We start from the raw sequence: 13,469 nt of genomic DNA, 5'->3' as shown, positions 1-13,469 counted from the left end.
AGCCGCCGCGAACCTGGTCAGGCGCACATCCACAGCGCTTTCGCGAGCAAGCTTCGCTCCTGCAGGTTCCTGTATGTTTTTACGGCACGCAGGACCAGGCCTCCAGCGCCTGTTTCAGCCAGAAAGGACTCATCGGTTTTTCCTCAGGTACGCAGGGGTTTTACGGTCATCGCCTGGTTAGGCACGGAAGCGCTTTCGACGCGCAGGCCAGTCGGACGGCTGTTCCAGTGGGGGATCAGCACCAGGGCGGAAAACAATGCGCAGCCGGCGAAGACGATGAACACGGTGACCGAGTCGAAGTAACCCGGCAGCAATCCGCCGAGAATCGCCCCGACCGAGCCGCAACCGTTGACGAACCCGGCGGCCGTGGCGCCCGCCTTGGCGGTGCCGAAATCAATCGCTGCCGCCCCGCTGATCATCGAATCCGGCCCGTACAAGGTCAGGCCCATGACAAACAGCAGCGCCACCACCCACAACACGCTGCCGGTGTGCAGAGCGCCCATGAACAGCGCCAGGGAAACGGTCAATGCCAACAGACTGATCACGCAGGCCGGCATGCGCCGGGCGCCGAACAGTTTGTCCGAGGCCAGCCCGAGCAGGATCGGCCCCAGCAGCCCGGCCAGTTCAAACGCGGTAGGAATGATTGCCGCGCCCACTTTGCCCACCGAGGGCATCTGCTCGAAGACGATCACCGGCCCCCAGAGCAGAATCGCGTAGCGCGCCGGTTTCAACAGGAAATACGCCAGGCCCAATACCAGCACCGTGCGGTTGCGCAGGATTTCCTTTAACGGTTCAAGCACGCTGGTCTTGCTTTGCGCGCAGGCCTCTTTCGTTGTCAGTTCCGGCTCCACTGCGGGCAAGCCGACGTCTTGCGGTTTATTGCGCTGGAAAATAAAAAACAGCACGGCGACCAGCCCAACCACCGCCGCACTGGAAATGAACGCCGCGTGCCAGCTGCCGATGAGCGTATACGCCCACCAGCCGGCAAACGGCGAGGCCACCAGACCGCCAAAGGCGTAACAGGAACTCCACAGCCCCAGCACCCTTCCGCGCTGCCGGGCAGGGAAAAAACTGCCCATGTTCTTGCACAGCCCCGACCATCCGGTGGACTGCGCCAGGCCTTGAATCAGCATGCAGGTGGCAAAGATCGGTAACGTCGCGAAACTGCCCATCACCAGGGCGGCCGCCGCGGAAATGAGCAATCCGCCAAGCACCACGACCCGAGGGCCAAAGCGGTCGGCGAGGATGCCCCAAGTGAATTGACCGAAGGCGTAGGCGGTCAGGTAGAGGGCGTCGAGGTTGGCCATGGCCATTTTGTCGAGCATGAAGGTGGGGTCTTCGGCGATCCCCAGTTTGGCCACGGAAAAGGCTTTGCGGGTGAAGTAGAAAGCGGCGTAGGCGAGCCAGGTGATCGCGAAGATCTGCACGCGCCACCGCTTGATGGTGCCGATGGAGTTGTTCATTGTGATTTCTGACCTCAGGGTGTGAGTGTGCCGGCAGAAATTGAGAAATAACGCCTGTTTTTTTATTGTTGAGCACTTCGATACCGCTGCTTCCCTGAGGCGATACCGGTCAGATGAGGCCTGTAACTGCACGCGCAGGCTCATGGCCACCGACGCTGTTCGACTGATCAGTCACCGGGGCTCAGTTCGATAAAAACAATTACTGATTAATAAGTGAAATCGATTTATCGTATTTCCAATATAGGCTCGACTTGTTACTGGAGGTTTCGATGTCGGTTTCCCACGCCCAACTCAAAGCCTTCCACGCCGTGGCCGTCCACGGAAGCTTTACCAAAGCCGCCGAGCGGCTTTTTCTTACGCAACCGGCGATTTCCGACCAAGTGCGCAAGCTCGAAGAGCGCTTCGGGGTGTTGCTGTTTCACCGCAACAAACGCTCGGTGCGCCTGACGGATCTGGGCGAGCGCTTGTTGAGCATTACCCAGCGCCTGTTCGTCATCGAGGACGAGGCGCAGGAGCTCTTGCATGACTCCCGGGCCTTGCAGACCGGCAGCCTGATTCTCGCGGTGGATGCGCCGGTGCACGTACTGCCGCAGATTGCGCGTTTCTGTGAACGCTACCCCGGCATCAGCGTAAAAATCGAAACCGGCAACACCGACGAATCTCTGTTTCGCCTGTTCAACTATCAGGCCGACCTGGCGTTGCTCGGCCGGGATGTGAGTGACGAGCGGCTGATCTCGCTGCCGCTGCGCAATGACCCGATGGTGGCCTTCGTTTCACACAATCATCCGTGGGCGAATCGCGAATCGATTTGCCTGGCGGATTTACACGACACGCCCCTGGTGCTGCGGGAAATCGGTTCGGTGACGCGTCAGACACTGGAAGAGGAAATGGCCCAGGCCGGGTTTTCCATCCGCCCGGCGATCCAGGTTGAAGGCCGGGAAGCGGCGCGTGAGGCGGTGGTCGTGGGGATCGGGGTGGGCGTGGTGTCCGCCGCCGAGTTTGGCGCGGATTCGCGGGTGTGTGCGTTGCCGATTACCGATTGCACACGGCGATTGACAGAGACGCTGGTGTGCTTGCGCGAGCAAAGTTCACGGCGGGTGGTGGCGACGTTTCTGGAGATGGTGCGCGAGAGTCTGGTGTAGGCAGGTCTGGCCTCTTCGCGGGCAAGCCTCGCTCCCACAGGTTATGCGTCGTATACAAGATCTGCGGCCAGCATAAACCCCTGTGGGAGCGAGGCTTGCCCGCGAAGGTCGCGCCTCGGTTTATCGGATAGGCGCCAATTCAAAAAACGCCCGAATCAAGCGCAAATCCCGCCGCCGTTCCATGCACCCGATCATGTGCCGGTTAACCAACCCTTCACCCAAAATCGGCACTGCCGCCACCCGCGGGTCATGACTGACCTCAACCGAAGACACCACGCCAACCCCCAACTCGGCGGCCACGGCCTCGGTCACCGCCTCGCGACTGTCCAGCTCCAGCAACACCCTCGGGTTGACCGATGCCGACGCGCAAGCTTCATCGAATGTCCGCCGGGTAATCGAACTCGGCTCACGCAACACCATGATCACCTGATCCAGCTCCTTGAGCTTCACGCCCTTGGACGCCTTGGCCCAGGGATGACTGTCAGGCACCAGCGCGCAAATCCGTGATTCGCTCAACGCTTGCAGATGCAGGCCTTTGCGCGGCTCGACTTCAGTCAACACCGCCACGTCGGCATGCTCGGACAACAACGCTGCCAGGGTTTCCTGAGCATTGCCCAAGCGCAGATTCACGGTAATTCCGGGGTATCGCGCGCGCAGACTGGCGAGCATCGGCATCACCATGTGCGGCCCGTCCGCTGCGACTTCCAGGCGCCCGGTCAGCAACTGTCGATTCGCTTCCAGCAGCACTTGCGCTTCTTCGGCCAGGCCAAACATCGCCCGGGTGATCGCCGCCAGCTTGGTGCCCTCCTCCGTCAGCTCCACGCGTCGCGCGGTGCGGCGCAGCAAGGTGATTTGATAATGCTCCTCCAACGCCTTGATGTGCCCGGTGACCGCCGGTTGGCTGATGAACAGCCGCTCGGCCGCACGGGTGAAGCTGCCTTCGCGGGCCACGGCGTCGAAGGCTCGAAGCTGGAACAGGTTCATGAATAACTCTCACTGATGGCTGGCATAACAACAAACAATTTGATTGATAGCACCCGAAATTGCAATTTATGCCCCGTAGCTTCATCCCACAGAGAGCTTTTGCGAGGACACAAGAATGAGCACTGCCGAGCCAATCCTGCTCACCCCCGGCCCACTGACCACCTCGGCCCGCACCCGTCAGGCGATGATGGTCGACTGGGGTTCATGGGATGACCGCTTCAATCAACTGACCGCCAGCCTGTGCGAGCAATTGCTGGCAATCATCAACGGCGGCGACAGCCACCACTGCGTGCCCTTGCAAGGCAGCGGTACGTTCGCGGTCGAAGCGGCCATCGGCACGCTGGTGCCTCGCGACGGCAAAGTGCTGGTGCTGATCAACGGCGCCTACGGCAAACGCCTGGCGAAAATCTGCGAAGTGCTCGGGCGCTCCTTCAGCACCTTCGAAACCGCCGAAGACGAACCGACCACCGCCGCCGACGTCGACCGTCTGCTGCACGCCGATGCCAGCATTACCCACGTTGCGCTGATTCACTGCGAAACCAGCACCGGCATCCTCAATCCGCTGCCGGAGATTGCCCACGTCATTGCGCAACACGGCAAACGCCTGATCATCGACGCCATGAGTTCCTTTGGCGCGCTGCCAATCGATGCGCAACAGGTGCCGTTCGACGCGCTGATCGCCGCCTCGGGCAAATGCCTGGAAGGCGTACCGGGCATGGGTTTCGTCTTTGCCCGCAAAGACGCACTGGCCAAGGCGGCTGGCAATTCGCACTCGCTGGCGATGGATTTGTTCGACCAGCACACCTACATGGCCAAGACCGGCCAATGGCGCTTTACGCCGCCCACCCATGTGGTCGCCGCGCTGCACGAAGCCTTGCTGCAATACAACGAAGAAGGTGGTTTGCCGGCGCGGCATCAGCGCTATGCCAACAACTGCCAGGTGCTGCTCGATGACATGGCCAAACTCGGCTTGCGCAGCTTCCTGCCCGCCGCGATCCAGGCCCCGATCATTGTCACGTTCCACGCGCCGAAAGACCCGCGCTATCAGTTCAAGGAGTTCTACGAACGCGTCAAGGCCAAGGGTTTCATCCTCTACCCCGGCAAATTGACCCAGGTCGAAACCTTCCGCGTCGGCTGCATCGGACACGTCAACCAGGCCGAGATGCACGCAGCGGTAGCGGCGGTCGCCGAAATACTGCGCGAGATGGAAGTCCTCGAAATCTGAATGAGCAGGCACCGCTGATCCTGTAGGAGCGAGGCTTGCCCGCGAATGCAGACGACGCGGTTCTTCGAACACACCGAATTATCGTTCTTCGCGGGCAAGCCTCGCTCCTACAAGGGACACAACACATGAACTACAATAACCCAACCAAACTCCAGGCCGCCATCCTCGACTGGGCCGGCACCGTGGTCGACTTCGGCTCGTTCGCGCCGACGCAGATTTTTGTCGAAGCCTTCGCCGAGTTCGACGTCCAGGTCTCCATCGAAGAAGCCCGCGGGCCGATGGGCATGGGCAAGTGGGACCACATTCGCACCCTGTGTGATCAGCCGGAAGTTGCCGAGCGTTATCGCGCCGTGTTCGGCCGCACCCCGACCGACGATGATGTCACTGCCATCTACAAGCGTTTCATGCCGCTGCAGATCGAGAAAATCGCCGAGCACTCGGCGCTGATTCCGGGTGCACTCGACACCATCGCCAACCTGCGTCAGCAAGGGATCAAGATTGGCTCCTGCTCCGGCTACCCGAAACAGGTCATGGACAAGGTGGTCGAACTGGCCGCCACCAACGGTTACGTGGCCGATCACGTGGTCGCCACCGACGAAGTGCCTAACGGCCGTCCATGGCCGGCACAGGCCTTGGCCAACGTGATTGCGCTGGGCATCGACGACGTCGCGGCCTGCGTGAAGATCGATGACACTGTGCCGGGTATTCTCGAAGGACGTCGCGCCGGCATGTGGACCGTGGCGCTGATCTGCTCCGGTAACGCGCTGGGGCTGGATTACAAAGGTTTCCGCGCCTTGGGCAGCGAGCAACTCGACAGTGAACGCAAACGCATCCACGCGATGTTCGAAGGTTCGCGGCCGCACTACATGATCGACACCATCACCGACTTGCCGCAAGTGATCGCCGACATCAACAAGCGTCTGGCCAAGGGTGAGATGCCACAAAGCAGTTGATAACGTTTACTGATTCATAAAAAAGCGCCAGCTCCGTTTCGGAACTGGCGCTTTTTTTGGGCGATCACTTGAGCCAGAGCATTGAATGCCCAAACAGCCACAGGCAAATCGACCAAAGCGGTTTACAGTTAAAAACACCGTCGAACAAGAACGGTGGGCTTTTTGACCAGACTGTGAGGAACACCGTATGCCCTGGAAGAACTCCGAATCACGCTACAGCACTGTATCGATCACGCTGCATTGGTTGATGCTGGTCCTGCTGGCGCTGGTTTACGCCTGTATCGAATTTCGCGGGATCTTTCCCAAAGGGAGCGGTGGCCGGACGCTGATCACCGAATCGCACTTCATGCTCGGCTTGACGGTGTTCGTATTGGTTTGGCTGCGGTTGTTCGCGCGCAGCCTGGGCCCGGCACCACAGATCTTCCCGGCCTCGCCCCGCTGGCAGACCGTGCTGGCCAGACTGATGCACTGGGCGCTGTACATTTTCATGATCGCGATGCCGATACTCGGTTGGCTGGTGACCAGCGCCAAGGGGCATCAGGTGATGTTTTATGGCGTTGACCTACCGCTGCTGATCCCGGAGGACAAGACGCTGGCCAAGCAAATCGAGGAATGGCATGAACTCGGCGGCACCATCGGCTATTGGCTGATCGGCCTGCACGCGGCGGCGGGGATTTATCACCACTACGTGGTGCGCGATAACACGCTGCTGCGGATGATGCCCAAGCGCGGGTGAAAAACACCGATCCCTGTGGCGAGGGGCTTCAGGTTTTCAAGCTGTCCCCCCGACAGCCCTGCAATCCGCCCGTGTGGACGAAGATCAGCCGTGTGCCCTTTTCAAATGTTCCAGCCTCGACTTGCTGCTTGAGCATCAGCAGCGCCTTGCCGGTGTACAGCGGTTCGAGGGGAACTCCCGAAGCCTGTTCCGCCAGGTCGATGAAACTGAGCAGCAGAGGATCGACTTTGGCAAAGCCACCACGGCTGGCATCGAACAGTTCGTAAGCCACGTCATGACTACCCGCCTCTCGGACAATCGATTCAACCTGCTGTGCCACACCATGATCGTCGGGCACCGCGAGCGCGCCATACACCGGGTGTTCGCCCGCCTCCGCCAGCGTCAGGCCGGCCAGGGTCGTGCCGGTTCCGCAAGCCAGCCACCAACCGTCGTAATCGCTCCAGCCCAGGTCGCCGAGTTGATCGAGGACCATCGCCTTCAACTGCCTGCAACCCCGCGCCCCCCGAAGACCGCCGCCCCCTTCAGGCACCGGATACAGGTCGGGATATTGCACCTGCCAGGGCAGCCAGAAACCCGCTTCATGCCGCGCTCGATAACCGCCATAACCCAACCAGTGCAACTGCATGCCGAACGCTTGCAAGTCTTTCACCGTCGGTGTTTCCAGCGGATGACCGCGCAGCAGGCCGACCGTTTTGAAATCGAAACGTTTGCCGGCAGCTGCCAGTGCATGCAGATGATTGGAGTAGGCACCGCCGAGGCTGATGATGCCTTGGGCGCCAATCCGGTCAGCGGCGTTGAGGTGTTCGATGAGTTTGAACCACTTGTTGCCGCTGATCAGTGGGTCAATCCGGTCGAGACGCAGGATGGCGACTTCGATGCTGGCCGTGGTGAGCCAGTCGAGGTCAAGGGGCTGGAGCGGGGCTTGGGGTAGCCAGTCGTTGGGAGGGAGAAGCATCAATGCCGGCTCTGGGTGAAGAGTCGGCATCTTAGCAGCCAATGTGTGGCGAGGGAGCTTGCTCCCGCTCGGCTGCGCAGCGGCCGCAAAACTGGCGACAGTGATTAACCTGACACACCACGATCGCTGATAGAGGGAGTCCTTCGGACTCCAACGGGAGCACGCTCCCTCGCCACAGGGATTGAGTTGCTTACAACTCAGCAGCCAACCGCGAACCCTGATTGATCGCGCGCTTGGCATCCAACTCCGCCGCCACGTCCGCGCCACCAATCAAATGCACGTTCTGCCCGGCAGCCACCAGACCCTCCTGCAATTCACGCAGCGGATCCTGCCCGGCGCAGATCACGATGTTGTCCACCGGCAGCACCTGCGGCTCACCGGTTTCGCCGATGCGGATGTGCAGGCCTTCATCATCAATCTTCAAGTATTCGACGCTGTTGAGCATCTGCACCTGCTTGTTCTTCAGACCGGTGCGATGAATCCAGCCCGTGGTTTTGCCCAGGCCGTCGCCGACTTTGGATTTCTTGCGTTGCAGCAGGAACACCTCGCGAGCCGGCGCATGGGGTTCAGCCTTGATGCCGGCAACACCGCCGCGCGCTTCAAGATGCGTGTCGATGCCCCACTCCTTCCAGAACGCATCGCGGTCCAGACTGGTGGAAACGCCTTGGTGAACCAGGAATTCCGACACGTCGAAACCGATACCGCCTGCGCCAATTACCGCGACACGCTTGCCCACCGGTTTACGCTCGAGAATCACGTCCAGGTAGCTCAGCACCTTGGCGTTTTCAACGCCGGGAATCGCCGGGGTTCTTGGGGCGATGCCGGTGGCCAGGATGATTTCGTCGTAACCGCCCTCAACCAGTTTCGCCACGTCGACACGGGTGTTCAGGCACACCTCGACGTTGGTAGTTTGCAGTTTGCGGTTGAAATAGCGCAGGGTTTCGACGAACTCTTCCTTGCCCGGCACACGCTTGGCAATGTTGAACTGACCACCAATCTCGCTGGCCGAATCAAACAGCGTCACCGAGTGCCCACGCTCGGCCGCCACCGTGGCTGCGGACAGGCCCGCAGGACCGGCACCCACCACGGCGATTTTCTTGATCTGCTGCACCGGCAGGTAGTTAAGCTCGGTTTCATGGCAAGCACGGGGGTTCACCAGGCAGCTGGTCAACTTGCCGCCGAAGGTGTGATCCAGGCATGCCTGGTTGCAACCGATGCAGGTGTTGATTTCGTCGCCACGGCCAGCGGCCGCCTTGTTGACGAAGTCCGGGTCGGCGAGGAACGGCCGCGCCATGGACACCATGTCGGCATCGCCTTCGGCCAGAATCTGCTCGGCCACTTCTGGCGTATTGATGCGGTTGGTGGTGATCAACGGAATGCTCACCGAACCACGCAGCTTGGCCGTGACTTTGCTGAACGCCGCACGCGGCACTTTGGTGGCGATGGTCGGAATCCGCGCTTCGTGCCAGCCGATGCCGGTGTTGATGATGGTCGCGCCAGCCTGCTCGATGGCTTTGGCCAGGGTCACGATCTCTTCCCAGCTGCTGCCGCCTTCCACCAGGTCGAGCATCGACAGGCGGAAGATGATGATGAAGTTCGGGCCGACCGCTTCGCGTACACGGCGGACGATTTCCACCGGCAGGCGCATACGGTTTTCGTAGCTGCCCCCCCAACGGTCGGTGCGGTGGTTGGTGTGGGCGGCGAGGAACTGGTTAATGAAATAACCTTCCGAACCCATGATCTCGACGCCGTCGTACTCGGCTTTTTGCGCCAGGGTCGAGCACGTGACGAAATCGCTGATCTGCTTCTCGATACCTTCCTCGTCCAGCTCTTTAGGCTTGAACGGGTTGATCGGCGCCTGAATGGCACTCGGCGCTACCTGTTTCGGGCTGTAGGCATAACGACCGGCGTGGAGGATCTGCATGCAGATCTTGCCGCCCGCCTCGTGCACTGCACGGGTCACGATCTGGTGCTTGAGCGCTTCTTCCTCGGTGGTCAGTTTGGCCGCGCCGGAATACACCCCGCCCTCATCGTTCGGACCAATGCCGCCGGTGACCATCAGGCCGACACCGCCGCGAGCACGCTCGGCGAAGTACGCCGCCATGCGTTCGAAACCACCAGGCTTTTCCTCAAGACCGGTGTGCATCGAACCCATCAGGGTGCGGTTGCGCAGCGTGGTGAAACCCAGGTCCAGCGGGGCCAACAGGTGCGGGTAATGAGCGGCGGCCATTTGTAACTCCACATCGAGCGATCACGGAAAAAATGCAGGAGCTCTTCGGCCCCCGTCAGTCATGTTGGACAGACTAAGAGTCGCGCCCCCGTCACTCAATGACCGAAACTGACAACTTATTGATCCAAATGTGCAGCGCCCCTTGGCAAGCGTCAGCATGGGCCCTACCCTAGTCGCGAACCCTGCACACGGCTGTCGACTGTTTTCCATGCGCAAACTTCTGTACCTGACTTTCTCCATGGCATTGATTGCCGCCCTCACGACCTACGCCATGTGGGCCGCAGACCGTCCGGTGGGTCATTACCTGTCGGACCTGCGCATCCAACTCGCGGTCGATCAAGGCACACCCGCCGATCGCGGCAATCTGCTGGGTATCCAGCCCGAGCTGTTTCCCACCGACTATCAAAGCCCCGAACGCCTGCACCGCAAGCTCGCCGCCTATTTGCAGCAGGCCCAGGACCAAGGCTTGCTCAATGAAAAGACCATCGTCGTGCTGCCCGAACATATCGGCACCTGGCTGATGGTCAGCGGCGAGAAAGATGAGCTGTACCAGGCGACCACACTTGAGGAAGCCATGAACTGGCTGGCGGTGAGCAATCCTGTGCAGTTCGTCCGTGCGTTGATCAGCGCCAAGGGCGACAGTCGTCTCGATGACGCTCACTTGCGGATGAAGGCCAAAAGCATGGCCAAGGATTATCAGGCACTGTTCGGGGGGCTGGCGAAGGCGTTCAACGTGACCCTGGTGGCCGGCACTATCGTGCTGCCCGAACCGAGCATCATCGACGGAACACTGAAAGTCGGCCGCGGTGCGTTGTACAACAGCAGCGTGGTGTTCGGTCGCGACGGTGTGCCGATCGGCCAGCCGCAACGCCAGATGCATCCGGTCTTTGCTGACCATGACGTCATCCAGGCCAATGGCGAGCATACGCTCAACGTTGTCGACACACCGGCTGGACGCTTGGGCGTACTGATCGGCAGCGACAGCTGGTACCCGGACAACTACCGCAAACTCGACGCTCAGGGCGCCCATTTGGTGGCTGTTCCGGCGTATGTCGTTGGCCGCGACACCTGGGACAAACCGTGGCGGGGTTACAAGGGGCTGTCGACGCCCAGCTCGGTCAGCCTCAAGGCCGGTGAACTCAGTGAAGGCCAGGCCTGGCATCGTCTGACATTGACCGGCCAGCCGCCCAGCAGCCGGGCCATTGCCGGCATGAGCGTGTTCCTGCGCGGTCAATTCTGGGACAAGGGCAGCGCGGGTCAAAGTTTTCTCAGCAACAACGGGCAGCAGTTCGCCGACGGCAACGCCCGTGGCGCGCGTTTGCTGAACCTCTGGTTGTAACCCATGAAACCGCTGCCGATGCGCCTTGGGGATCTGTCGGTGGGCTTTGTTCACAGCCTGGCCGACGCCGTGCGCAGCCACGGTGTGGACCCGCAACCGTTGCTTGAGCAATACGGCCTCGATGCCGCGCGCCTGGCCGAAGCGGGGGCCCGGCTGTCGATCCCGCGCTACATGCGCCTGGGCCACGGAGCCATTCAACTGACCGATGATCCGGCGCTGGGTTTGCGCATGGGCCAGCTCAGTCGTCTGAGTCAGGCCGGCCTGGCCGGAGTCACCGCCGCCCAGGCGCCGACGGTTCGCGAAGCGGCGCGCTGCCTGATTCGTTTTGAAGCCCTGTATGGCTCCAACTACCGTGGTCAATCGAGCTTTCATGAAGACGCTCAGGGCGCGTGGCTGCGGTTCTATTCCATCAGTCCCTACAACGCCTACAACCGCTTCGTGGTGGATTCGATCATCGCCGGGTGGTTGCAGCAATTGTCCAGCGTGAGCCCTGCCCCCCTTCGCGCCGAACGGATCGAGATTGAGTTTGCCGAACCGGATTATCGTGAAGCATATGCCGCGCTGGGCGATTGTCCGATTCAGTTTGGTGCCGAACAGAATCAACTGCGCCTGAGCCTGGCCAGCCTCGCCCAGCGCAACCCGGAGCACTGCCCGAGTACCTGGCGACACTTGCTGCAACTCTGTGAGCGGGAACTGGAGCAACTGACACGCACCCGCAGCCTGCGTGAACGCATCACTCAGTTGCTGGGGCCATTGCTCAATGGTGGCCGGGAACCCGACCTGGAAGAAGTGGCGGCACGTCTGAAGCTGCCGACCTGGACCTTGCGTCGCAAACTCGCCGAGGAAGGCACGCAATTTCGCGCCATTCTCAATGACACGCGCCGCGACCTGGCCATGACCTACATTCGCGACACGGAACTGGCGTTCGGTGAAATCGCCTACCTGCTGGGTTTTGCCTCAGCCGAAGCTTTCCAACGCGCCTTCAAACGCTGGAACGGCCAGACACCCGGCGAGTTTCGCCGCAGCCATCGCCAATCCGCGTGATGCTCAAAGCTCTGTAGCGTCTTCTGCTGGCTCCAATGGGTCCAGTTCAAATGCCTGATACTCGAGCAGCTCTTCTTGATAATCGTCCATTGTGAAATCCCCCTACCGCTCGTTTAAAAATGCCTGAATAAATGACCAACGCCCCGAGCATAAAGTGCCCGCGTGAAAGAAAAATGACGCGGGCGCACCGCTCAGCGGCTACTTATAAAACGTAGCAGGCGGTCAGGAATTTATCACAGGATTTTTTCGATAAAGGCTGTAGGACTGCAGCCTGGTTGACGCGGATCAAACTAACAGCCATTTCGGGAACGGTGCCATCTGACACGATCCCGAAATGTACATCGATTACTGGCTGGCAGCCGGCATGGCCGAAATAGGCTCGCTCGGTGGCGGCAGGCTGGATTGCGGCGGTGGCGTAACGGTTTCCGGGGACGGAACCGGCTCCGGGTTTTCAACCGGGGTGATCGGCGCTGTTTCAGGCGGTGGTGCGACGGGTTCCGAGGCCGCGGGGGCTGGAGCAGGTTCAACCGCAGGCACTGGCGCAGGCTCCGCAGCAGGGGCTGGCGTCGGGGCCAAAGGCGCCGGAGCAGCCTTGGCTTCCGGCATGCCCAGGTCGGTCTTGGGTTTCTCGGGGATGTGTGCAGCCTTTTTCGCTTCCGGCGGCAGGAACAACTCCACCAGCGCAAAGAAACGCTCGTAGAACTTGGCCGACGAGACGGTTTCGCTGGCAACCTTGACCATCGAATCGTCGGAGGAACCGATCGGCATCGACACCGAACCCAACACACCCACGCCCACACTGGCCGAGTTATTGGTTTTCTTCAGCGCATAACGGTCCTGCAGGGCGTTGGCGAACATGGTCGCATGATGGCCCTCACTGCCATCATCGGCACACACCACACTGAAGCTGATCTCCATGTGGGTCTCGCCGGTCTGCTGGAAGCTTTTGTGTCCGCTGACCAGCTTCGGGTCGGCGCTGGTGATGATATAGCCCTGGCTCAGCAACGCCCGACGGGCGGCTTCGCAGGTCTGCGCATCCGTCACCGGGTAATTGCGCGAAAACGTCCCGGAGTCATCGAAGTTCTCATGCTCGTAGATGGGGGCTTTCTTCGACGAGCAGCCGGCAGCGGCGGCCAGCAACAACGCCAGCCCGGCAACACGCATGGGAATTGATTTAAACATTGAACATCCTGAGGGAAACGGTCCGGGGCGTATTGTGCAACAGATCGATGCTTAGCGGAGCATCGATTAGTGTCTTAAAACATTTACAAGGCTACTGACTGTCAGCTATGGGAAAAAGTCCCGTCTGAGTGACCGAAGGGCCCCTCGGAAGTCGCGGCCTGGATCGCACACATAAAAAACCCCGGCCTTTCGGCCGGGGTCTTTGTGGAACGGGCA

11 protein-coding genes are annotated in these 13,469 nt (G+C 60.6%); 6 read left to right on the top strand and 5 right to left on the bottom strand.

Annotation, left to right across the window (positions count from 1 at the left end):
- Window positions 1-143: 143 nt before the first annotated feature.
- Window positions 144-1,463 (bottom strand): MFS transporter, encoded by a 1,320-nt coding sequence (locus JIO00_RS10270; RefSeq protein ID WP_083377191.1) that lies wholly within the window; start codon window positions 1,461-1,463, stop codon window positions 144-146.
- Between the two features lie 269 nt (window positions 1,464-1,732).
- Here JIO00_RS10270 and JIO00_RS10265 point away from each other — a divergent pair, with 269 nt between their 5' ends.
- Window positions 1,733-2,605, top strand: a complete 873-nt coding sequence (locus JIO00_RS10265; RefSeq protein WP_145309556.1) for a LysR family transcriptional regulator — start codon at window positions 1,733-1,735, stop codon at window positions 2,603-2,605.
- Window positions 2,606-2,725: 120 nt separating this feature from the next.
- Here JIO00_RS10265 and JIO00_RS10260 read toward each other — a convergent pair whose 3' ends face one another.
- Window positions 2,726-3,589: a LysR substrate-binding domain-containing protein gene (locus JIO00_RS10260; RefSeq protein WP_010458735.1), complete on the bottom strand. Its 864-nt coding sequence runs from the start codon at window positions 3,587-3,589 to the stop codon at window positions 2,726-2,728.
- A 115-nt stretch (window positions 3,590-3,704) separates the two neighbouring features.
- Between JIO00_RS10260 and JIO00_RS10255 the strand changes: the two genes are divergently transcribed.
- The 3 genes from JIO00_RS10255 to JIO00_RS10245 all read left to right on the top strand — a co-directional run bounded on the left by JIO00_RS10255 (window position 3,705) and on the right by JIO00_RS10245 (window position 6,503).
- Window positions 3,705-4,814 (top strand): 2-aminoethylphosphonate--pyruvate transaminase, encoded by a 1,110-nt coding sequence (locus tag JIO00_RS10255; protein WP_200668128.1) that lies wholly within the window; start codon window positions 3,705-3,707, stop codon window positions 4,812-4,814.
- A gap of 125 nt (window positions 4,815-4,939) precedes the next feature.
- Window positions 4,940-5,767: a phosphonoacetaldehyde hydrolase gene (phnX, locus tag JIO00_RS10250; protein ID WP_102593410.1), complete on the top strand. Its 828-nt coding sequence runs from the start codon at window positions 4,940-4,942 to the stop codon at window positions 5,765-5,767.
- Window positions 5,768-5,954: 187 nt separating this feature from the next.
- Entirely contained in the window at window positions 5,955-6,503 is a 549-nt protein-coding gene (locus JIO00_RS10245; protein WP_083377193.1) for a cytochrome b, read from the top strand.
- A 28-nt stretch (window positions 6,504-6,531) separates the two neighbouring features.
- On the opposite strand, the gene JIO00_RS10240 is transcribed toward JIO00_RS10245, so the two are convergent.
- Together JIO00_RS10240 and JIO00_RS10235 are read right to left on the bottom strand one after the other, a co-directional pair.
- Window positions 6,532-7,458 (bottom strand): 1-aminocyclopropane-1-carboxylate deaminase/D-cysteine desulfhydrase, encoded by a 927-nt coding sequence (locus JIO00_RS10240; protein ID WP_200668127.1) that lies wholly within the window; start codon window positions 7,456-7,458, stop codon window positions 6,532-6,534.
- 190 nt (window positions 7,459-7,648) lie between these two features.
- Complete coding sequence (locus tag JIO00_RS10235) at window positions 7,649-9,688, bottom strand: oxidoreductase (protein WP_077749744.1); 2,040 nt, start codon at window positions 9,686-9,688, stop codon at window positions 7,649-7,651.
- A gap of 208 nt (window positions 9,689-9,896) precedes the next feature.
- Between JIO00_RS10235 and JIO00_RS10230 the strand changes: the two genes are divergently transcribed.
- Both JIO00_RS10230 and JIO00_RS10225 read left to right on the top strand, forming a co-directional pair.
- Complete coding sequence (locus JIO00_RS10230; RefSeq protein WP_083377195.1) at window positions 9,897-11,027, top strand: carbon-nitrogen hydrolase family protein; 1,131 nt, start codon at window positions 9,897-9,899, stop codon at window positions 11,025-11,027.
- Window positions 11,028-11,030: 3 nt separating this feature from the next.
- Window positions 11,031-12,071, top strand: coding sequence for an AraC family transcriptional regulator (locus JIO00_RS10225; RefSeq protein WP_102593407.1), 1,041 nt, complete (start codon window positions 11,031-11,033; stop codon window positions 12,069-12,071).
- 345 nt (window positions 12,072-12,416) lie between these two features.
- Here JIO00_RS10225 and JIO00_RS10220 read toward each other — a convergent pair whose 3' ends face one another.
- Window positions 12,417-13,253 carry a DUF2242 domain-containing protein gene (locus JIO00_RS10220; RefSeq protein WP_010458715.1) on the bottom strand — a complete coding sequence of 279 codons (837 nt, stop codon included), beginning with the start codon at window positions 13,251-13,253 and terminating at the stop codon, window positions 12,417-12,419.
- Window positions 13,254-13,469: the final 216 nt, after the last annotated feature.

The organism is Pseudomonas sp. SW-3, from assembly GCF_016615645.1.
GTDB lineage: Bacteria > Pseudomonadota > Gammaproteobacteria > Pseudomonadales > Pseudomonadaceae > Aquipseudomonas > Aquipseudomonas mandelii.
This window is presented reverse-complemented; position numbering and strand designations above follow the sequence as displayed.